Raw genomic sequence first — 21,863 nt, 5'->3', positions numbered from 1 at the left:
CTGGATTTGCGTATCAAAGAACATTTAAAACAGCTGAAGCCTTATCAGCCTGGAAAGCCAATTGAAGCAGTGAAATCAGAATATGGCTTGGATAAAGTTGTGAAGCTTGCTTCAAACGAGAATCCGTACGGCTGTTCAGAAGCTGCAAAAGAGGCGCTTCATCATGAAATTCAACAGCTTGCGCTTTATCCGGACGGATATAGCGCCGCTTTGCGCACAAGGCTCAGTGAGCACCTCAATGTCAGCGAAACATCACTTATTTTCGGAAATGGTTCAGATGAAATCATTCAGATCATCTGCCGGGCATTTTTAAACGAGAAAACGAACACGATTACTGCTGCTCCGACTTTCCCGCAATATAAACATAATGCGGTCATTGAAGGTGCTGAAGTTCGTGAAATCGCACTTCGGCCCGACGGCTCACATAATTTAGACGCCATGCTTGAAGCGATTGACGAACAGACACAAGTCGTTTGGATATGCAGCCCAAATAACCCGACAGGCACTTATACATCAGAAGGGGAATTACTCGCATTTCTGGAGCGCGTTCCATCTCGTGTCCTCGTTGTTCTAGACGAAGCATATTATGAATATGTAACAGCAGAGGATTACCCGGAGACTGTGCCGCTCTTAAACAAGTACTCCAATTTGATGATATTACGGACATTTTCAAAGGCTTACGGTCTAGCTGCGCTCAGAGTCGGATACGGAATTGCTGACGAGAACCTGATTCGCCAGATTGAGCCGGCAAGAGAGCCGTTTAACACCAGCCGTCTAGGCCAGGCTGCTGCGATCGCGGCGCTTGATGATCAAGCGTTTATTGCTTCCTGTGTCGAGCAAAATAAAGCAGGTCTCCAGCAATATTATGATTTTGCGAAGACTCATGGTTTAAAGTGCTACCCTTCACAGACAAACTTTGTGTTAATTGACTTTAACCGTCCGGCCGATGAACTGTTTCAGGCTCTGCTGGAAAAAGGCTATATTGTCCGGTCGGGAAATGCATTAGGTTTCCCGACATCACTCCGGATTACGATCGGAACAAAAGAGCAAAATGAAGAAATTCTTGCAATTTTAGCTGAAATTTTGTAAGAGGTGATCAAATATCACCTCTTTAGTCTATAAATCAGGTGATGACATATGAACCAAATCAAAGATACAATATTGCTCGCCGGTCTCGGATTGATAGGCGGTTCGATTGCGTTAGCGATCAAAAAAAAGCATCCCGGCAAACGGATTATCGGAATCGACATCTCTGATGAACAGGTGGTTGCCGCTTTAAAATTAGGTGTGATAGACGAGCGTGCTGATTCGTTTATTAGCGGTGCGAAAGAGGCGGCTACAGTGATCATTGCGACGCCTGTCGCGCAAACGCTGCTTATGCTTGATGAGCTGGCTCATTCAGGAATTGAACATAAGCTTTTGATTACCGACGTAGGAAGCACAAAGCAAAAAGTGGTTCATTACGCAGACAAAGTGCTGCCTAGCCGCTATCAATTTGTCGGAGGGCATCCGATGGCAGGTTCACACAAATCAGGAGTGGCCGCTGCGAAGGAGTTCCTGTTTGAAAATGCATTTTATATTTTAACGCCAGGCCATAAAACGGACAGACAAGCGGTAGAGCAGTTAAAAAGCCTGCTGGAGGGGACGAATGCCCATTTTGTGGAAATGTCACCAGAAGAGCATGATGGCGTTACAAGCGTGATCAGTCATTTTCCGCATATTGTCGCAGCAAGCCTTGTTCACCAAACCCATCATTCGGAAGAGCTTTATCCGCTTGTTAAGCGTTTTGCTGCCGGCGGGTTCAGGGATATTACAAGGATTGCATCAAGCAGCCCGGCAATGTGGCGGGATATTCTATTACATAATAAAGATAAAATTTTGGACCGTTTTGATGAGTGGATTCGTGAAATCGAGAAGATTAGGACATATGTAGAACAAGAAGATGCGGAAAATCTATTTCGTTATTTTAAAACGGCCAAGGATTATCGCGACGGTCTGCCGCTTCGGCAGAAGGGCGCGATACCTGCATTTTATGATTTATACGTGGATGTTCCCGATCATCCGGGTGTGATTTCCGAGATAACGGCTATCTTAGCTGCGGAGCGCATCAGTATCACGAATATCCGCATTATTGAAACACGAGAAGATATTAACGGGATTCTAAGAATCAGTTTTCAGTCTGATGATGACCGCAAACGGGCTGAACAATGCATTGAAGCCCGGGCGGAATATGAAACTTTTTATGCTGATTGAGGTGGAAAATAATGAAAAGAGAAAAGGTGCAGGCCTTAAACGGAGAAATACACATTCCTGGTGATAAATCCATTTCACACCGCTCCGTCATGTTCGGTGCACTAGCGAAAGGCACAACAACTGTTAAAAACTTTCTGCCGGGTGCGGATTGTCTGAGCACGATTGATTGCTTTAGAAAAATGGGTGTTGAAATTGAGCAAAACGGCAGCGATGTAGTGATTCACGGAAAAGGAATCGATTCCTTGAGCGAGCCAGAAAGCCTTTTAGATGTCGGAAATTCAGGTACAACGATTCGCCTGATGCTCGGCATTTTGGCGGGCCGTCCATTTTACAGCGCGGTAGCTGGAGATGAGAGCATTGCGAAGCGCCCGATGAAACGTGTCACTGAGCCTTTGAAACAAATGGGGGCTAAAATCGACGGCAGAGCCGGCGGAGAATTTACACCGCTGTCAGTGAGCGGCTCTTCATTAAAAGGAATTGATTATGTATCACCTGTTGCAAGCGCGCAAATTAAATCTGCTGTTTTACTGGCCGGATTACAGGCTGAGGGCACAACAACCGTCACAGAGCCTCATAAATCTCGGGACCATACTGAGCGGATGCTTTCTGCATTTGGCGTTAAACTTTCTGAAGATCAAACGAGTGTTTCCATTGCAGGAGGCCAGAAACTGACAGCTGCAGATGTTTTTGTTCCTGGAGACATTTCTTCAGCGGCTTTTTTCCTTGCTGCGGGCGCAATTGTTCCAAACAGCAAGATTGTATTGAAAAACGTAGGTTTAAATTCGACTCGGACAGGTATCATTGACGTCCTTCAAAACATGGGGGCAAAACTTGAAGTCAAACCGTCTGCTGCCGACAGTGCAGAGCCTTATGGAGATTTGGTCATAGAAACGTCATCTCTAAAAGCGGTTGAAATCGGAGGAGATATCATTCCGCGTTTAATTGATGAAATCCCTATCATTGCGCTTCTTGCAACTCAGGCGGAAGGAACTACCGTTATTAAGGATGCGGCAGAGCTTAAAGTAAAAGAAACAAACCGCATTGACACCGTGGTTTCCGAGCTTCGTAAGCTGGGTGCTGAGATTGAACCGACAGCAGATGGAATGAAGGTTTATGGCAAACAAACACTGAAAGGCGGCGCAACAGTGTCCAGCCATGGAGATCATCGGATCGGAATGATGCTTGGTATCGCTTCCTGTATAACGGAGGAGCCAATTGAAATCGAGCAGACAGATGCCATTCATGTTTCTTATCCAACCTTCTTCGAGCATTTAAATAAGCTTTCAAACAAATCCTGAAGTTCTTGCTTCAGGATTTGTTGTGCAGATTGACTGTAAGAATCATAATTCGAGGGAAAAAAACATAGCTTGTCTTAAGAGGGAAAAGAAAAACGAAAAGGGGGGATGCGCTTTACTTACAAGCCGGCAGGTCATAGAGCTGCTTTACTGTACAGAGGGCGATCTTCCTTTTTTCATTTTCTATCTCAAGATCTTTTGGTAAACTAATAAGACTCAATAATTCCCTGCCGTACAGCAAGCATCTTATTTGCCGAGGACATTCGTCTGAATTATGATAAGATTAACCCGAACAAATAAAGATTTTTTGTATGGTTGATGTTGTATAGGAAAAGAAAGGACCGGTCCGATTTGAATACATTGATTCAAGAAGCCATAAAATTAGTTGAAGCAGGTGAAACAGAAAAAGGCCTCAACACTCTCTCGAAGGCTGAAAAACAGCTCCATGATGAAGATAAAGCCATCGCTGCCCAGCTTTATTACGAGTGGGGCAATGTAGAAAAAGCAATTTCACTGATCAGTGATTTACATGATTTATATCCAAATGAAACAGAACTGACGAATTTTTACGCTGAACTTTTAATAGATATTGACGAAGAAGAAAAAGCCCTTGCTGTGCTGGAAACCATTCCGGAAACAGATCCATCATACCCGGAAAGTTTGCTGCTTATGGCGGATCTTTATCAAATGCAGGGGTTATTCGAAGTCAGTGAACAAAAGCTTTTACAGGCAAAGTCCATTCTGGACAATGAACCCGTAATTGATTTTGCGCTGGGCGAACTTTATTTTACTCAGGGAGCTTATGCAAAAGCGGTTCAATATTTTAAAACAACGGCTGAGGAGCAGAGTGAGATCGGAGGCGTTAATGTCCATCAAAGATTGGCAGAATCGTTAAGTGCCTCAGGTGAATTTGAGGATGCCATTCCGTGGTACGAGAAAGCTGTTGATGAGAATCCTGATCCTAATATGATTTTCGGCTATGGGTTTACAGCCCTACAGGCGGGGCTTGTTAAAACAGCTATTAAGCAGCTGTCTGATTTAAAGGAGCTTGATCCATCTTATTCTTCACTTTATATGCCGCTTTCGAAAAGCTATGAAGCTGAAGGAATGTATGAAGAGGCATTAAAAACGGCAAAAGAGGGTATCAGATATGATGAATATAACAAAGAGCTTTTTCTCTATGCCGCAAAAATGGCCTTGAAAATCGGGAAGTCAGAAGATGGGAAACAGCTGCTTCAGGAGGCGCTTGCGCTTGATCCGGGCTTCGTCGAGGCACTTCATACACTTCTTGCCGTGTATCATAAAGAAGAGGATTATGAACAGATCATTGATCTTATTCAAGAGGTGCGCGGCTACGGGGAAGAAGATCCGAAATACAATTGGTATCTTGCGAGCGCATATACGGAATTAGAGCAATACGAGGAAGCAAAACAATCCTTTGAGGCTGCCTTTCTTCACTACCGTGAGGACAGAGATTTCTTATATGAATACGCAAGCTTCCTATTAGAAGAAGGACTTCAAAAAGAAGCACTGCCGCTTTTGAAAAAGGTTCTCGAAATTGACGGAGCCAATGAAGAGCTGGAAGAAACGATTTTGCGAATCGAGGATGAATTTTCTAGATAAGCAGGAATATTCACCATTCGTGTGGAACATATAAGTATATAGATTATACGAACGATAGAGGAGGGAATTACATGCAGACCCCTGTTTCTGTCAATGAGAAAAAGGATTTTATCCGTTGGTTTTTAAACCATTATCAGTTAAAGCGCCGAGAGTGCGTTTGGATCTTGAACTACTTAATGAGCCATGATTCTCTCATGGAGAAGGTTCATTTTGTGGAGCAGGCAGAATTTTGCCCGAGAGGCATTATAATGTCAACACATTGTGTTGAAGAAGTTCCGTTTCGGTTCTATAAAGAGAATGTCATGACAACCGACGCGGAAAAATCTTTTCATGATATTAGATTAAATAAACAGCAGGATTTGTTTATCCAGCTTAATTTCCGTTCAGCTTACAGCTCACCTGAGTATGCGGCGGTGCTGGAGTCTAACCCTCATATTCCGAAGGATCTGTTTGAGAACAAAAAAGATCAGGGGTTGGCTGAACAAATTTTAGAGCACGCTATTTCCACATTCCAAAGAGAAAAATTATTAAAAGACATTGACGACGCGCTAGATCGTCATGATAAAGAAGCATTTGAACAATTATCGCGCCAATTGAATCAGCTCACATAATATGACCAGCCTTGCAGCGTATTGCAAGGCTTGTTGTTGTAAAGGGGGAGAACGATGAGGTGGAGAATCACTGATGCCAAGGACTATTTACAAGCTAAAGATTACATTGATACCGCTGTCATTCCACTAATTAACATAAAAGTAGGTGCGCGTTTCAAAATAACGGCAGAGAAAGGAGAATTCACACAGCTTCTGTCAGATGAACTAGAAAGGCAGTTAAAGGGACGGGTATATTTACTGCCCCCTTATACATATGTTGATAGAAATGAAAAAACCGTTCAAGGACTTAAGGACCTGCGGGAAGAGCTTATATCAGAATTTCCGCATGTTGTACTGCTCACGTCTGACGAAAATTGGAATAGTGAGGATGCGTTAGGCAAAATCATTGTGACACCGTCTGTTCCGTTAGAGCATTTAAATGACTCTTTAAAAAGAAAAATATTAGATGAACGCACTGCTGAAATTTTGAACGTTTTGTTACAGTTATGGAGCACCTCGTAAAAACACTTACATTTCCTTATGAACAATATTTTGGCTATATTGACCTTGCTGAGAGATTCATATATTATGAGGGTGTCTAGAGTTATTGCAATATTTTCTATTTTAGTCAGTTTGCAGGGGTGACCTAGAGGGGGGAGAAGAGATGGGCGGAAAACATGATATATCCAGACGTCAATTTTTGAATTATACGCTCACAGGCGTAGGGGGTTTTATGGCGGCTAGTATGCTCATGCCTATGGTTCGCTTTGCACTCGACCCGGTATTAAAATCGACAGGAAAGCAGGACATGGTTCAGGTTGTCAGCGTAGATGAGCTGACAAAAGAGCCGCAGCGTTTTGATTTCAAAATTAATCAAGTCGATGCCTGGTATGAGTCAGAAGAGTCAAGATCAGCCTGGGTCTTCAAAAACGGGGATGAAATTGTAGCACTTTCGCCAATTTGTAAGCATTTAGGGTGTACGGTGAACTGGAATAGTGATCCTAAAAACCCGAATAAATTCTTTTGTCCATGCCATTACGGACTCTATGAAAAGGACGGCACCAATGTCCCGGGCACGCCGCCGCTTTCGCCTCTTGATCATTATGAGCAAGAAGTAAAAGACGGCTTCCTGTATCTTGGAAAAGCAAAGCCTAAGGGGGAAGGGTGACATGCTGAACAAAATTTATGACTGGGTAGATGAGCGGCTTGATATTACACCGATGTGGAGGGATATTGCCGATCACGAAGTACCGGAACATGTGAATCCCGCCCATCATTTCTCTGCGTTTGTGTATTGCTTTGGGGGACTGACGTTTTTTGTAACCGTTATCCAAGTGTTATCTGGAATGTTTTTAACGATGTACTATGTGCCTGATATCAAAAATGCCTGGGAATCGGTATATTATTTGCAAAATGAAGTGGCATTCGGCCAGATCGTCAGGGGAATGCACCACTGGGGTGCGAGCCTGGTCATTGTGATGATGTTTTTACATACACTGAGGGTCTTTTTCCAAGGGGCGTATAAAAAGCCGCGCGAGCTGAACTGGATTGTCGGTGTGCTGATCTTTTTTGTCATGCTCGGGCTTGGCTTTACAGGCTACTTGCTTCCTTGGGACATGAAGGCTCTGTTTGCAACAAAAGTCGGGCTGCAGATCGCTGAAGCCACGCCTTTGATCGGGACGCAAGTCAAAACACTCCTTGCGGGGCACCCGGATATTGTAGGCGCCCAAACGCTGACTAGGTTTTTTGCGATCCATGTATTCTTTCTTCCTGCCGCATTGTTCGGGCTGATGGCTGCACATTTTATTATGATCCGGAAGCAGGGGATTTCAGGACCGCTTTAAACTCTTGATCTGCAAATAAAAGGGAGGGGATGACATGCACCGGGGCAAAGGGATGAAATTTGTAGGCGACTCAAGGATACCGGCTGAAAAAAAGCCGAATATACCGAAGGATTATTCGGAGTATCCCGGTAAAACAGAGGCTTTCTGGCCGAATTTCTTGTTGAAGGAATGGATGGTTGGAGCTGTCTTTCTGATCGGTTTTCTTGTTTTGACGATTGTGCATCAGCCGCCTTTGGAGCGGATGGCGGACCCGACTGATACAGGTTATATTCCGCTGCCGGATTGGTATTTTCTTTTCTTATACCAGCTGTTGAAGTATGAATACGCCGCCGGGAGTTTTACAGTCGTCGGCGCCATGATTATGCCAGGACTCGCTTTTGGCGCCCTGCTTTTGGCGCCATTCCTTGACAGAGGAACAGAAAGAAGGCCGTGGAAGCGCCCTGTTGCTGTCGGTATGATGCTTCTGGCCATTTCTGCTGCTGTGTTTTTGACGTGGCAGTCAGTTGCTACTCATGACTGGGCCAAGGCAGAAGAACAGGGGAAAATCACAAAAGAAGCTGACATTGACACCAATGCAGAGGGATATAAGGTATTTAAGGAGCAGGGCTGTATTTCTTGCCATGGGGATAACCTCCAAGGGGGAGCGGCCGGGCCTTCATTGGTTGACAGCGGACTGAAACCGGAAGAAATCAAAAAAATCGCTGTTGAAGGGAAAGGCAAAATGCCGGCGGGTGTGTTTAAAGGGAATGATAAGCAGCTCGAAGAACTTGCGAAATTCATTTCTGAAACAACCGCAAAATAACGTATTGTGAATTGCGAAATGGAAGGATATACTTTTATTATCAAAAGCTGACCCGGCGTCAGCTTTTTTATATGGACACATTATTTTTTACAGACTGAGAGTTGATATGATGTGAAATGGTTTCAATATGTATTAGGACAGCGGACGGTGCTTATTCTGGTCTTAGCCATCAATTTTCTGGGAACGGTTTACGGATACTACTGGTATTTGCCGCAGCTTCTGGAGACACCGGCCCGTTTCCTCGTTTTTGTCCCGGACAGTCCGACAGCAACGTTTTTCTTTCTGTTTGTGCTGCTCGCCTTTATCATGAAACGGAACGCCCCGCTCTTTGAGGCGCTTGCGCTAGTCACCCTCGTAAAGTATGGCCTATGGGCGGTCGTTATGAATTTTCTTGTACTAGCTGTAACAGGTGACTTGCCGTGGGAGGGCTATATGCTGATTGTCTCGCATTTTGCAATGGCAGTCCAAGGCGTATTGTACAGTCCGTATTTTCGTTTTTCTTTTTGGCATCTTGCAATTGCTGCCGTCTGGACGCTGCATAACGATGTCATTGATTACTTGTTTGAAATGATGCCGAAGTACTCTATGCTTTCTGATTATATGACTGATATAGGGTACGGAACATTTTGGCTGAGCATCTTTTCAATCGGGCTGGCTTACTTTCTTGTGGTCTCGAAAAAGCAATCAAAGCTTGAGCTGATGTAAAGACAATGTTGGTCTATCCTTGTCCCTTTCTTCATATTCTGTAAGGAGAGAGAGTGGGAGGGACCTGCATGAAACGAAAGCTGACGATCTGTTTGTTGCTTGCTCTTATTTTTTATAATGGAAATGCCAAGGCTGCAGAGCGGGGAAGCCTCGAAGAATTGAACGATTTATCCGATACGGTCTTTCAAATGACCCGCCAGTCGAAATATGAAGAGGCGCTGCAAGTCCTTGCTTACTTTGAAAAAACTTTAAAATCCGCTGAAAAAAAACAGCAAGACCCCATGCTAACCGGAGCCCAAATCCGTCAAATCACACTGGGCTATAACGATATGGTACGGAGTTTAAAGCAGGCTGATACATCAGATACACAAAAACTCAGAGCAGCCGCGCAGTTCAGAATGCTGATGGATGCGGTGGAGAATCGGTCTGATCCGCTTTGGGGATCACTGGAAAAACCGATTATGGAAGCCTTTGCTGAACTGAAGCAGGATGTCCAAAAGAATGAAAGTACGAGCTTTCATGAAAAATGGAATGAATTTATCAGTTTATATGATTTGATTTATCCAAGTCTTACAATCGATGTATCAGAGGATCAGCTTGAAACAGTGGGAAAACATATAGACGTCATTGAGCAAGAGGAATTTCAGCAAATGACTGAGAGCACGAAGCTTGAACGGCTTTCTCTTCTTCAGCATGATCTGAAAAATGTATTTGACAGGGTGGAGGAGGATGATGCCGATCCGTCTTTACTCTGGGTGATCATCACAACCGGCAGTATTATCATTACGGCTCTCACCTATGTCGGCTACAGAAAGTACAAAGCGGAGAAAAACAAGCTGAAAAAACGGGACTACCCTAAATGAGCATGAGGGGCGGCGGCAGCCGCCTTTTTTCTATTAAATGTCAGCGGGGAAGCGGATTTTTATTTTCATCAAGCGTAAATCCTTCTCCGAGTACATCGTGGACATCACTTACTGCCACAAAGGCATGAGGATCAACGGAGTTAATCACACTTTTCAGCATCACCAATTCGTTTTTCGGCACCACACAATAAAGTACATCTATATCCTCTTTTGTATAGGAACCTTGTCCTTTCAAAATGGTGACGCCCCGTTCCATTTCTTCAAGAATCTTTTTCTGGATCAGGTCGTTTTTCGAAGAGATGATGGTCGCCCCTTTAGCAGCGTATCCGCCTTCCTGAATAAAATCAATTAATCTTGCCGCTACAAATACAGCCACCAGGGTATACATCGCTTCTTTATAGGAGAGGTAAGTAAGCAAAGACAAAATGATGACGCAGGCATCGAAAGCGAACATCGTTCTGCCCATCGGAATCCCAAAATACTTATTGACCAAACGGGCAATGATATCAACTCCGCCTGTCGTACCGCCGAACTTAAAAATAATGCCTAATCCGGCTCCGATAAACACGCCGGCAAATAAAGCAGCGAGCGCTAAGTCATGCTGAAGAGGCATATGTATTTCATATCGCTGAAAAATGCTGAGGAACAGAGACAATGCTACAGTGCCTACAAGGGTGTAAACAAACATTGTCCTGCCAAGCAAACGCCAGCCGATAAAAAAGATCGGAATATTCAAAACCAGATTCGAGATAGAGGGACTGATGTGGAAAAGGGCATAAAGCAAAAGTGTAATACCTGTAAACCCGCCCTCAGCCAGATTGTTCTGCATATTGAAATGAACCAAGCCAAATGAAAAAATCGCCGCACCGATTAAAATAAAAAATATGTTTTTTAATCTAATTTCTCCAAGCATCACACAAAACCCCTTTTCCTTCCATTAGATAGCGTTTATATTATAGTGGATGAAAAAGAAAACAGCAAACGTGCTTAAACATTTGTCAAACGTATCTGAATTAGCTAACATGTAAGAGGATGATAGGAGGTTTCGTGCAGTGAGTGATAAAACAATGAAAGACATACAGGCTGAAGTGGACCGTTACATCGGCCAATTTAAAGAAGGATATTTCAGCCCGCTTGCCATGATGGCGAGGCTGACCGAAGAACTGGGCGAGCTTGCCAGAGAAGTCAATCATCGTTATGGAGAAAAACCAAAAAAAGCGACTGAAGATGATAAAAGCATGGAAGAGGAAATGGGCGATGTGCTGTTTGTATTGGTTTGTTTAGCCAACTCTTTAGATATCTCTTTAGAGGAAGCCCACGATCGAGTTATGCATAAATTTAATACGAGAGATAAAGATCGCTGGACCAGAAAAGAAGAAGGAAAGTAGAGGAGATTAAGATGTCAAACGAAACAATTAAAGTAGTCATTGCAGGACCGCGTGGAAGAATGGGGCAGGAAGCTGTTAAATTGGCGGAACGAACACCTCATTTTGACCTTGTCGGGGCCATAGATCATACATATGACCAGCAAAAATTATCTGATGTGATGTCTGTTGAGTCAGATGCCCTGATTTACACAGATATCCATGCCTGTTTTACAGAAACACAGCCGGATGTCTTAATTGATTTGACTACGCCTGAAATCGGAAAAGTACATACAAAAATTGCATTAGAGCACGGAGTTCGTCCAGTTGTCGGAACAACTGGATTTTCAGAAGCTGATTTAAAAGAGCTCACGTCTTTAACAGAAGAGAAGGGAATTGGAGCCATCATCGCTCCAAATTTTGCGCTTGGTGCGGTACTGATGATGAAATTTTCGAAAATGGCTGCAAACTACTTTGAGGATGTTGAGATTATTGAGCTTCACCATGACCGGAAGCTTGACGCACCAAGTGGAACGGCGCTTAAAACAGCAGAAATGATTTCAGAGGTTCGTAAAGAAAAGCAGCAAGGACATCCGGATGAAAAAGAAATTCTCCCAGGAGCAAGAGGAGCGGAGCAAAACGGTATCCGCTTGCACAGCGTCCGTCTTCCGGGACTGATTGCACACCAGGAAGTCATGTTCGGCATGGATGGTCAAACGCTTCAGATCCGCCACGATTCCTATAACCGCGCTTCTTTCATGTCAGGTGTTAAATTGTCAGTCGAACAAGTCATGAAGATTGATCAGCTTGTGTACGGACTGGAAAATATCATTGATTAGACAGGGGGAGAAATGATGAAAATTGCTTTGATCGCGCATGACAAGAAAAAACAGGATATGGTTCAATTCACGACTGCCTATCGGGATATTTTGAGTCATCATGATCTATACGCAACCGGAACAACAGGGTTGAAAATTCAAGAGGCGACAGGCCTTCACATTGAACGTTTCCAATCCGGCCCTTTAGGGGGAGACCAGCAAATCGGTGCGCTGATCGCAGCCAATGCACTCGATCTTGTCATCTTTTTGCGCGACCCGCTGACCGCGCAGCCGCATGAACCGGATGTCTCGGCATTAATCCGTTTATGTGATGTGTATTCCATTCCGCTCGCCACAAATATGGGTACTGCGGAAATTCTTGTCCGCACACTTGATGAAGGTGTTTTTGAATTCCGCAATCTTCTTCGGGGAGAAGAGCCGAATGTATAATGCTGACGTTCTTGCTTTTGGCGCCCACAGTGATGATGTCGAGATCGGAATGGGCGGCACTATAGCGAAGTTTGTCAAGCAGGGGAAAAAAGTTATTATATGCGACTTAACCGAAGCGGAACTCTCTTCAAACGGAACGGTTAGCTTACGTAAAGAGGAAGCAGCGGAAGCAGCCCGAATATTAGGTGCAGAAAAAAGAATTCAGCTGACGCTTCCAGACCGCGGCCTGATGATGAGTGATCAGGCAATTCGGGCGATAGTCAGTGTCATCAGAACCTGCCGGCCAAAAGCAGTCTTTATGCCGTATAAAAAGGATCGCCATCCCGATCACGGCAATGCGGCAGCACTGGTGGAAGAAGCAATCTTTTCCGCCGGAATCCATAAATATAAAGACGAAAAAAGCCTTCCCGCGCATAAAGTTAGCAAGGTTTACTATTATATGATAAATGGTTTTCATCAGCCGGATTTTGTTATTGATATCTCGGATACAATAGAGGCCAAGAAACAAAGCCTTAATGCCTACAAAAGCCAGTTTATACCGTCAAAGGATTCAGTTTCAACACCTCTGACAAATGGTTATATCGAGATCGTTGAAGCGAGAGAAAAGCTTTACGGTAAAGAAGCGGGAGTGGGGTATGCCGAAGGTTTCTTTTCCAAACGGATGCTGATGCTTGATCATGATGTGCTTGGGGGCGAACAATGAAAAAACTAAAAATAGGGATCACATGCTATCCGAGCGTCGGAGGCTCAGGTATCATTGCGACAGAACTGGGGAAGCAGCTTGCTGAAAAAGGACATGAAATCCATTTTATCACGTCAAGCATTCCGTTTAGACTGAATACATATCATCCCAATATTCATTTTCATGAAGTTGAGGTTAATCAATATGCTGTTTTTAAGTATCCGCCGTATGATTTGACATTGGCAAGCAAAATCGCCGAGGTGGCGGAACGGGAGAATTTAGACATTATCCATGCTCACTACGCTCTCCCGCATGCGGTTTGCGCCTATCTTGCAAAGCAGATGCTAAAACGCAATATCGGCATTGTGACCACTTTGCATGGTACGGATATCACGGTGTTAGGGTATGACCCGTCTCTAAAAGAACTGATCCGTTTTGCCATTGAGGCATCAGACAGGGTGACAGCTGTCTCCTCAGCGCTTGCAGCTGAAACATACGATTTAATTAAACCGGAGAAAAAAATCGAAACGATTTATAACTTTATAGACGAGCGCGTGTATCTGAAGAAAAACACAGCGGTGATTAAAGAGAAACATGGTATTTTACCAGACGAAAAAGTCGTCATCCACGTGTCTAACTTCAGAAAGGTCAAACGTGTGCAGGATGTCATCCGTGTGTTCCGGAATATCGCCGGCAAAACGAAAGCAAAATTGCTTTTAGTCGGAGACGGCCCGGAGAAATCGACAGCCTGTGAGCTTGTCAGAAAATATGGATTGGAAAACCAAGTCTTAATGCTTGGAAATCAAGATCGTGTTGAGGAGCTTTATTCCATTAGCGATTTGAAGCTGCTGCTGTCTGAAAAAGAAAGCTTTGGCCTTGTCCTGCTTGAAGCGATGGCTTGCGGGGTGCCTTGTATCGGAACAAACATTGGCGGTATCCCGGAGGTTATTAAGAATAATGTGAGCGGATTTTTGGTGGATGTCGGCGATGTTGCAGCCGCAACAGCCAGCGCGATGCGTATTTTAGAAGATGAACAGCTAAGCAAGCGGTTTACAGAGGCGGCAATGGAAATGCTCAAAAATGAATTTTCTTCACAAAAAATTGTCAGCCAGTATGAACAGATTTATGCCGATTTAGCAGAACCGGAGTGATCACATGGAACAAGTTTTTATCAAAGCGCTTCCCGTGCTCCGCACTTTATTCGAAGCGGGCCACCAGGCTTATTTTGTCGGAGGCGCAGTTCGTGACAGCTATATGAAACGAACGATCGGAGATGTCGATATCGCGACTGATGCGGCTCCGGATCAAGTAGAACGGCTGTTTCAGCGAACAGTTGATGTAGGAAAAGAGCACGGGACCATTATTGTGCTCTGGGAAGATGAAACCTATGAAGTCACTACATTCCGGACTGAATCAGAGTATGAAGATTATAGAAGGCCATCAGATGTACAATTTATCACATCTTTAGAAGAGGATTTAAAACGCAGAGATTTGACGATTAATGCGATGGCCATGACAGCTGACGGGCAGGTGCTTGATTATTTTGGCGGTAAGAAAGATATTGATCAGAGGCTGATTCGAACCGTCGGAAAGCCTGAGGACAGATTTCAAGAGGATGCGCTTCGCATGCTGAGAGCCGTACGCTTTATGAGTCAGCTTGGCTTTACGCTTTCACTTGAAACAGAAGAAGCGATCACGAAGGAAAAAACACTCCTATCCCATGTTTCAGTAGAGCGAAAAACTATAGAGTTCGAAAAGCTGCTGCAGGGAAGAGCGTCCCGCCAAGCGCTTCAAACGCTCATTCAAACGGGGCTGTATGAGGAACTTCCTGGTTTTTACCATAAACGAGAGAACCTGATTGCGGCGAGTAACTTTCCATTTTTCTTTTTAACATCCCGTGAGGAGCTTTGGGCTGCGCTTTTAATTGACCTTGACATAGACTTGAAAGATGCGCCGCTTTTCCTGAAAGCCTGGAAGCTCCCGGGAAAGGTGATGAAGGAAGCCATTCACATTGCCCATACGTTTGGCCAGAGCCTTGACGATATGTCAATGTACAAGGCTGGGGAAAAGGCACTGCTTTCAGCAGCCAAAATAGCGCAGCTTCGGGAAAATGAAAAACTGGATGAAGAAAAACTGAAAGACATTCAAAACGCTTATCAAAGCCTGCCGATCAAAAGCCTCAAGGATCTTGATTTCACGGGTAAGGATTTGCTTGCGCTTCGAAACCGGCCTGCTGGAAAATGGGTGTCGGAAGAATTACAGCAGATCGAGCAGGCAGTTGTGACGGGAAAGCTCTCCAATCAAAAGAACCACATAGAGGAGTGGCTGAAGACATGCGGTCAACATTAAGAAAAGATCTTATTGAATTATTTTCTCAGGCCGGAAATGAATTTATTTCCGGCCAAAAAATCAGTGATGCCCTCGGCTGTTCCAGAACTGCTGTGTGGAAGCATATTGAAGAGCTTCGGAAAGAGGGCTATGAAGTAGAAGCCGTCAGAAGAAAAGGATATCGGCTCATTAAAAAGCCCGGGAAACTCAGTGAAAGCGAAATTCGCTTCGGACTGAAAACGGATGTGATGGGCCAGCATCTTATTTATCATGACGTTCTTTCGAGCACGCAAAAAACGGCGCATGAGCTTGCGAATGATAACGCACTGGAAGGCACCCTCGTGGTGGCTGACAAACAAACAGCCGGAAGGGGTCGAATGTCTAGGGTGTGGCATTCTCAAGAGGGAAACGGCATTTGGATGAGCCTGATTTTGCGGCCAGACATTCCGCTCCAAAAAACACCGCAGCTCACACTGCTTGCTGCAATAGCTGTTGTGCAGGGAATAGAAGAGGCAGCAGGCATCCAGACGGACATTAAATGGCCTAATGATATTTTGATTAACGGAAAAAAAACAGTCGGCATCTTAACAGAAATGCAGGCCGAGGAAGACCGCGTACGTTCAGTCATCATCGGGATGGGCATTAATGTTAACCAGCAGCCGGACGATTTTCCAGATGAACTGAAGGACATCGCGACAAGCCTTAGCCAAGCTGCCGGAGAAAAAATTGACCGAGCCGGCGTCATCCAGCATATTTTACTTTGCTTTGAAAAACGGTACCGGGATTATATGAATCACGGTTTTACACCGATTAAGCTTTTATGGGAAAGCTATGCGCTGGGAATCGGCACTAATATGAGGGCCAGAACGTTAAACGGAACATTTTACGGGAAGGCGCTAGGTATAGATGATGAAGGCGTTCTTTTGCTAGAAACGAACGAAGGCATTAAAAAAATCTATTCTGCCGATATTGAATTGGGTTAATGTGTTGGTACAAGCCCGTTGATTTTGGTATACTTCCATTGGGCAGTATCGCCTGCGAACTGCACCTATTATAAAAATAGATAGACATTGCAGCAGTCTGCCTTGATCCAAAAAAGGACTGGGACAGAGGGATGAAACTCGCCGAACTTTAGAAAGTGAAGAATCCTTCTCGTTGTAACGGAAGGTTTTTTGGCTTGTAGAAGAAAACGGCAGCTCATCTCCTCTAAACATGAGGAGGAGAAAACATGATGAAAACAAAATTGGATTTTCTAAAAATGAAGGAGTCTGAAGAACCGATTGTGATGATGACCGCTTATGATTATCCAGCGGCTAAGCTGGCTGAACAAGCGGGAGTCGACATGATTTTAGTCGGTGATTCACTCGGAATGGTCGTCCTCGGCCTTGATTCAACTGTCGGTGTGACAGTTGCGGACATGATCCATCATACAAAAGCGGTTAAAAGGGGCGCGCCGAATACATTTATCGTAACGGATATGCCGTTTATGTCTTATCACCTGTCTAAGGAAGATACGCTGAAAAATGCGGCTGCGATCGTTCAGGAAAGCGGAGCTGACGCGCTGAAGCTTGAGGGCGGAGAAGGCGTGTTTGAATCCATTCGCGCATTGACGATCGGAGGCATTCCGGTAGTCAGTCACTTAGGCCTGACACCGCAGTCAGTCGGTGTATTGGGCGGATATAAAGTACAGGGCAAAGACGAACAAAGCGCTAAAAAATTAATAGAAGACAGTATAAAATGCGAAGAAGCAGGAGCTATGATGCTTGTACTGGAATGTGTTCCTGCAGAACTCACAGCCAAAATTGCCGAAATGCTAAGCATACCGGTCATCGGAATCGGGGCTGGTGTGAAAGCGGACGGACAAGTTCTCGTTTATCATGATATTATCGGCCACGGTGTTGAAAGAACACCTAAATTTGTAAAACAATATACGCGAATTGACGAAACAATCGAAACAGCAATCAGCGGATATGTCCATGATGTAAGACATCGTGCTTTCCCTGAACAAAAGCATTCCTTTCAAATGAACCAGACAGTGCTTGACGGCTTGTATGGAGGAAAATAAGATGAGACAGATTACAGATATTTCACAGCTGAAAGAAGCCATAAGACAATATCAATCAGAGGGGAAGTCAGTCGGATTTGTTCCGACGATGGGGTTTTTGCATGAGGGGCATTTAACCTTGGCAGACAAAGCAAGACAAGAAAATGACGCCGTCGTTATGAGTATCTTTGTGAATCCTGCGCAATTCGGTCCTAATGAAGATTTTGAAGCATATCCGCGCAATATTGAGCGGGATGCGGCCCTTGCAGAAAACGCCGGAGTCGATATTCTTTTTACGCCTGATGCTCATGACATGTATCCTGGTGAAAAGAATGTCACAATTCACGTTGAAAGACGCACAGACGTTTTATGCGGTCGCTCAAGAGAAGGACATTTTGACGGGGTTGCAATCGTACTGACGAAGCTGTTCAACCTTGTGCAGCCGACTCGCGCCTATTTCGGTTTAAAGGATGCACAGCAGGTGGCTGTTGTTGATGGCTTAATCAGCGATTTCTTCATGAATATTGAATTGGTTGCTGTCGATACGGTCAGAGAGGAAGACGGCTTAGCCAAAAGCTCCCGCAATGTATACTTAACAGCTGAGGAAAGAAAAGAAGCGCCTAAGCTCTATCAGGCACTTCAAACAAGTGCGGAGCTGATCAGAGCCGGTGAAAGAGATCCTGAAGCGGTGATAAATGCTGCGAAAGAAATCATTGAAACGACAAGCGGCACCATTGACTATGTAGAGCTTTATTCCTATCCGGAACTCGAGCCTGTGAACAACATTGAAGGAAAGATGATTCTGGCTGTTGCAGTTGCTTTTTCAAAAGCGCGTTTAATAGATAATATCATTATTGATATTCGAGAAATGGAGAGAATATAATATGTATCGCACGATGATGAGCGGAAAGCTTCACAGGGCAACCGTTACGGAAGCAAACCTAAACTATGTGGGAAGCATTACAATTGATGAAGACCTCATTAATGCAGTGGGAATGCTTCCTAATGAAAAAGTGCAAATTGTAAATAATAATAATGGAGCACGACTGGAAACGTATATTATTCCTGGTAAACGCGGAAGCGGCGTCATCTGCTTAAACGGTGCAGCCGCACGCCTTGTGCAGGAAGGCGATAAAGTCATTATTATTTCCTACAAAATGATGTCTGATCAAGAAGCGGCAAGCCACCAGCCGAAAGTGGCTGTTCTGAATGATCAAAACAAAATTGAACAAATGCTGGGGAATGAACCAGCCCACACAATTTTGTAGAAGAAAAGCCCCCTTTATCGGGGGTTTTCTTTTAAGATTTTGAGAGTAAAACGGTTTTGCCGCTCCATTTCCGCACAAAACGTGTTACACTTTTGTCGTATGCAAGAATTGAGGTGTCCATTTTAATGAATAAGCAACGGTTCGTTGTTATAGATGTAGAAACAACAGGGAATTCGCCGAAGAAAGGCGATAAAATCATACAAATCGCAGCGGTTGTAATCGAAAATGGACAAATTACTGAGCGGTTTTCAAAATACATTAATCCAAATAAATCCATTCCTGCTTTTATTGAGCAGCTTACTGGAATCTCCAATCAAATGGTAGAGCATGAACAGCCGTTTGAAGCTGTGGCTGAAGAAGTGTTCCATTTGCTTGATGGCGCTTATTTTGTCGCCCACAATATCCATTTCGACCTTGGATTTGTCAAGTATGAGTTACATAAGGCGGGCTTTCAGCTTCCGGATTGTGAAGTGCTGGATACTGTCGAGCTCTCCCGGATTGTTTTTCCGGGGTTTGAGGGATATAAGCTGACCGAATTAAGCGAGGAGCTTCAACTGCGGCACGATCAGCCGCATCGGGCTGACAGCGACGCTGAAGTCACAGGGCTTATTTTTTTGGAAATCCTTGAAAAGCTGCGGCAGCTTCCTTATCCGACATTAAAACAGTTAAGAAGGCTTTCGCAGCATTTTATCAGTGATCTGACGCATTTGTTGGATATGTTCATTTATGAAAACAGACATACCGAAATAACGGGCTATGCGCGCTTTTCTTCCTTTTCTGTCAGAGAACCTGAATCTATCGATGGATGTGTCAATGAAGACGGGAACTTCTCATTTGAGATCGAAAATTGGGAAGCGGGAAATGAAAAAGCGCTGTCTGAGTTAATGCCTGGGTATGAAAAAAGAGACGGCCAAATGATGATGATGAAAGAGGTGGCTGAAGCGTTTGCTAATCGTGAGCATGCGCTGATTGAAGCTCCTCCGGGAATTGGAAAAACGATTGGCTACCTTATTCCGGCTGCGCTTTTTGCCAAGAAATCAAAAAAGCCGGTTATTATCAGCACGTATTCAACGCTTTTGCAGCAGCAGATTTTGACAAAGGATTTGCCGATTGTCCAAGACCTGTTTCCATTTCCGGTAACAGCGGCAATTTTAAAAGGGCAATCGCATTATTTATGCCTGTATAAATTCGAGCAGGTTCTTCATGAAGACGATGATAATTATGATGCCGTATTGACAAAGGCACAGCTCCTCGTTTGGCTGACAGAGACAAACACAGGAGATGTAGCTGAACTGAATTTGCCTTCAGGCGGAAAATTGCTGTGGGACAGATTGGCTTATGACGATGACTCCTACAAAAGAAGTCGCAATGAGAGTGTGACCGGCTTTTATGAGCGGGCCAAACAGATTGCCATGCGCTCCGATTTGGTGATCACCAACCACTCCCTTTTGCTGAACGATGAAGGCAGCCAGAAAAAAAGGCTACCGGAAAGCGGTACATTTATTATCGATGAAGCACATCATTTTGAACGGGCTGCAAGCGAACATTTAGGCAAAAGAGCCACGTACATAGAATTGCATTCTAAATTGAGCAGAATCGGCACTCTGAAGGAGCAGGGACTTCTAAAAAAGATGAGACAGCTATTTCAGCGAAACAGCCTGCCGGTTGATTCATTTTTCGAATTGGAAGAGTGGATTCAGCACATTCAAGCAGAAAGTGATGCTTTCTTCAGCTCTGTGCATTCTTTTGTCAAACGAAGAAAACCTAAAGAAGACTTAAACCGTCTAGTCTTTAAGGTGAACAAAGAAAGCCAAGATAAAAGCTGGCCGATTTTAACGGATGGAGCGGAGAGGCTTTGTTCCATGCTGACACATTTGCAGCAGCTTTTTGAGGCACAGTCTGCCCTGATGGAAAAACACCTAACTAGTATGAAGAACAAAACCGTCTTTTTAGCCGATGAATATCAAAGAAGCATGAAAGGTTTGCAGCGTTACTGTCAAACGTTGCAGAAGCTGTTCTTTGAGTCTGATGACGATGAAGCGGTTTGGATTGAAATAGACGCAAAGGGAGCAAAAAATGCGGTGGCCATTTACGCACAGCCGCTTGAACCTGGTGAACTTCTGGCTGATCAGTTTTTCGCGCGCAAAAATAGTGTGGTGCTAACATCTGCAACTCTTACTGTCGAAGGTTCTTTTCAATTTATGATTGAACGACTGGGACTGGGTGACTTTTTCCCGCGGACCATGAGAATTGAGTCGCCTTTTTCTTACGATGAGCGCATGCGTGTGATGATTCCAAAAGAAATGAAATCAATTCAAGATACGGGGCAAATTGAATTTATACAGGATACGGCCCGTTATATCGAGCTAATGGCAAAGGAAAAACAGCCCAAAATCCTTGTGCTGTTTACATCCCATGATATGCTGAAAAAGGTTCATCAGGTGCTTAAGCAAGCGATAAGTGCTTCCGGAATTCAGGTCTTGGCACAAGGAATTACAGGCGGAAGTCCCGGCAAGCTGATGAAAACTTTTAAAACATCCAATCAGGCGATCCTGCTTGGCACAAATCACTTTTGGGAAGGCGTTGATTTCCCTGGTGATGAGCTGACAACAGTAATGATCGTGAGGCTTCCATTCCGGTCCCCTGATCATCCGCTTCATGCTGCGAAATGTGAGCTTGCCCGTAAAAAAGGGCTGAATCCGTTTCAAACAGTATCACTTCCGGAAGCTGTGCTGACCTTTAGGCAAGGAATCGGCCGTTTGCTGCGGACAGCGGGGGACAAAGGGACGATTGTCATATTGGACAGACGGATTAAAACGGCTGGTTACGGCCAGCTGTTTCTTGATGCCCTGCCGACAACCTCCGTATCTGAAATGACTGACAGCGAGCTTGAGGCTTATGTTGCAGGGAAAAATGAATAAAAGCCGCATAAAG

The 21,863-nt window shown here is 44.4% G+C and carries 23 protein-coding genes; 22 read left to right on the top strand and 1 reads right to left on the bottom strand.

What is annotated here, in order from left to right:
• The first annotated feature begins 6 nt into the window (after positions 1-6).
• The 11 genes from hisC to ypjB all read left to right on the top strand — a co-directional run bounded on the left by hisC (position 7) and on the right by ypjB (position 9,975).
• Positions 7-1,089 carry a histidinol-phosphate transaminase gene (gene hisC / locus BSI_RS01525; protein WP_004398073.1) on the top strand — a complete coding sequence of 361 codons (1,083 nt, stop codon included), beginning with the start codon at positions 7-9 and terminating at the stop codon, positions 1,087-1,089.
• A 48-nt stretch (positions 1,090-1,137) separates the two neighbouring features.
• A complete protein-coding gene (locus tag BSI_RS01530) occupies positions 1,138-2,253 on the top strand; it encodes a prephenate dehydrogenase (protein WP_004398071.1) in 1,116 nt (371 codons plus the stop codon).
• 11 nt (positions 2,254-2,264) lie between these two features.
• Positions 2,265-3,551, top strand: coding sequence for a 3-phosphoshikimate 1-carboxyvinyltransferase (gene aroA, locus BSI_RS01535; RefSeq protein ID WP_004398069.1), 1,287 nt, complete (start codon positions 2,265-2,267; stop codon positions 3,549-3,551).
• Positions 3,552-3,899: 348 nt separating this feature from the next.
• Positions 3,900-5,171 (top strand): tetratricopeptide repeat protein, encoded by a 1,272-nt coding sequence (locus BSI_RS01540; RefSeq protein ID WP_004398067.1) that lies wholly within the window; start codon positions 3,900-3,902, stop codon positions 5,169-5,171.
• A 71-nt stretch (positions 5,172-5,242) separates the two neighbouring features.
• A complete protein-coding gene (locus tag BSI_RS01545; RefSeq protein ID WP_003225551.1) occupies positions 5,243-5,782 on the top strand; it encodes a ReoY family proteolytic degradation factor in 540 nt (179 codons plus the stop codon).
• A gap of 54 nt (positions 5,783-5,836) precedes the next feature.
• Positions 5,837-6,283, top strand: coding sequence for a YpiF family protein (locus BSI_RS01550; protein WP_004398065.1), 447 nt, complete (start codon positions 5,837-5,839; stop codon positions 6,281-6,283).
• Between the two features lie 142 nt (positions 6,284-6,425).
• Positions 6,426-6,929, top strand: coding sequence for a Rieske (2Fe-2S) protein (locus BSI_RS01555; protein WP_004398062.1), 504 nt, complete (start codon positions 6,426-6,428; stop codon positions 6,927-6,929).
• A 1-nt stretch (position 6,930) separates the two neighbouring features.
• Entirely contained in the window at positions 6,931-7,605 is a 675-nt protein-coding gene (gene qcrB / locus BSI_RS01560) for a menaquinol-cytochrome c reductase cytochrome b subunit (RefSeq protein ID WP_003225560.1), read from the top strand.
• A 34-nt stretch (positions 7,606-7,639) separates the two neighbouring features.
• Positions 7,640-8,407 carry a menaquinol-cytochrome c reductase cytochrome b/c subunit gene (locus BSI_RS01565; RefSeq protein WP_004398051.1) on the top strand — a complete coding sequence of 256 codons (768 nt, stop codon included), beginning with the start codon at positions 7,640-7,642 and terminating at the stop codon, positions 8,405-8,407.
• 111 nt (positions 8,408-8,518) lie between these two features.
• Positions 8,519-9,112 (top strand): lipoprotein heptaprenylglyceryl N-acetyltransferase LhaT, encoded by a 594-nt coding sequence (gene lhaT, locus BSI_RS01570; protein WP_004398049.1) that lies wholly within the window; start codon positions 8,519-8,521, stop codon positions 9,110-9,112.
• Between the two features lie 68 nt (positions 9,113-9,180).
• Complete coding sequence (ypjB, locus tag BSI_RS01575; protein WP_004398047.1) at positions 9,181-9,975, top strand: sporulation protein YpjB; 795 nt, start codon at positions 9,181-9,183, stop codon at positions 9,973-9,975.
• 40 nt (positions 9,976-10,015) lie between these two features.
• Here the strand turns inward: ypjB and BSI_RS01580 are convergent, their stop codons facing one another.
• Positions 10,016-10,888 carry a YitT family protein gene (locus BSI_RS01580; protein ID WP_004398045.1) on the bottom strand — a complete coding sequence of 291 codons (873 nt, stop codon included), beginning with the start codon at positions 10,886-10,888 and terminating at the stop codon, positions 10,016-10,018.
• Between the two features lie 139 nt (positions 10,889-11,027).
• Here BSI_RS01580 and BSI_RS01585 point away from each other — a divergent pair, with 139 nt between their 5' ends.
• The 11 genes from BSI_RS01585 to dinG all read left to right on the top strand — a co-directional run bounded on the left by BSI_RS01585 (position 11,028) and on the right by dinG (position 21,850).
• Positions 11,028-11,363, top strand: coding sequence for a nucleotide pyrophosphohydrolase (locus BSI_RS01585; protein WP_004398044.1), 336 nt, complete (start codon positions 11,028-11,030; stop codon positions 11,361-11,363).
• Between the two features lie 11 nt (positions 11,364-11,374).
• A complete protein-coding gene (dapB, locus tag BSI_RS01590) occupies positions 11,375-12,178 on the top strand; it encodes a 4-hydroxy-tetrahydrodipicolinate reductase (protein WP_004398043.1) in 804 nt (267 codons plus the stop codon).
• A gap of 15 nt (positions 12,179-12,193) precedes the next feature.
• Positions 12,194-12,607: a methylglyoxal synthase gene (gene mgsA, locus BSI_RS01595; protein WP_019258743.1), complete on the top strand. Its 414-nt coding sequence runs from the start codon at positions 12,194-12,196 to the stop codon at positions 12,605-12,607.
• Entirely contained in the window at positions 12,600-13,310 is a 711-nt protein-coding gene (gene bshB1, locus BSI_RS01600; RefSeq protein WP_004398041.1) for a bacillithiol biosynthesis deacetylase BshB1, read from the top strand. The genes mgsA and bshB1 overlap by 8 nt, the downstream gene beginning before the upstream one ends.
• Positions 13,307-14,440: an N-acetyl-alpha-D-glucosaminyl L-malate synthase BshA gene (gene bshA / locus BSI_RS01605; protein ID WP_004398034.1), complete on the top strand. Its 1,134-nt coding sequence runs from the start codon at positions 13,307-13,309 to the stop codon at positions 14,438-14,440. Before bshB1 ends, bshA begins: the two co-directional genes overlap by 4 nt.
• 4 nt (positions 14,441-14,444) lie before the next feature.
• Positions 14,445-15,638, top strand: a complete 1,194-nt coding sequence (locus tag BSI_RS01610; RefSeq protein WP_004398033.1) for a CCA tRNA nucleotidyltransferase — start codon at positions 14,445-14,447, stop codon at positions 15,636-15,638.
• Positions 15,623-16,600 (top strand): bifunctional biotin--[acetyl-CoA-carboxylase] synthetase/biotin operon repressor, encoded by a 978-nt coding sequence (locus BSI_RS01615; protein WP_004398032.1) that lies wholly within the window; start codon positions 15,623-15,625, stop codon positions 16,598-16,600. The genes BSI_RS01610 and BSI_RS01615 overlap by 16 nt, the downstream gene beginning before the upstream one ends.
• A gap of 248 nt (positions 16,601-16,848) precedes the next feature.
• Entirely contained in the window at positions 16,849-17,682 is an 834-nt protein-coding gene (panB, locus tag BSI_RS01620; protein WP_032732356.1) for a 3-methyl-2-oxobutanoate hydroxymethyltransferase, read from the top strand.
• Between the two features lies 1 nt (position 17,683).
• The gene (panC, locus tag BSI_RS01625) at positions 17,684-18,544 is read left to right on the top strand and encodes a pantoate--beta-alanine ligase (RefSeq protein WP_004398030.1); all 861 of its coding nucleotides are present in this window, start codon (positions 17,684-17,686) and stop codon (positions 18,542-18,544) included.
• Between the two features lies 1 nt (position 18,545).
• Positions 18,546-18,929, top strand: coding sequence for an aspartate 1-decarboxylase (gene panD, locus BSI_RS01630; RefSeq protein WP_004398029.1), 384 nt, complete (start codon positions 18,546-18,548; stop codon positions 18,927-18,929).
• Positions 18,930-19,054: 125 nt separating this feature from the next.
• Positions 19,055-21,850 carry an ATP-dependent DNA helicase DinG, 3'-5' exoribonuclease type gene (gene dinG / locus BSI_RS01635; RefSeq protein ID WP_004398027.1) on the top strand — a complete coding sequence of 932 codons (2,796 nt, stop codon included), beginning with the start codon at positions 19,055-19,057 and terminating at the stop codon, positions 21,848-21,850.
• Positions 21,851-21,863: the final 13 nt, after the last annotated feature.

Origin of the sequence: Bacillus inaquosorum KCTC 13429 (assembly GCF_000332645.1) — a bacterium.
GTDB lineage: Bacteria > Bacillota > Bacilli > Bacillales > Bacillaceae > Bacillus > Bacillus inaquosorum.
Note: the sequence above shows the minus strand (reverse complement) of the source record. Positions and strands in the feature narration are given on the sequence as shown.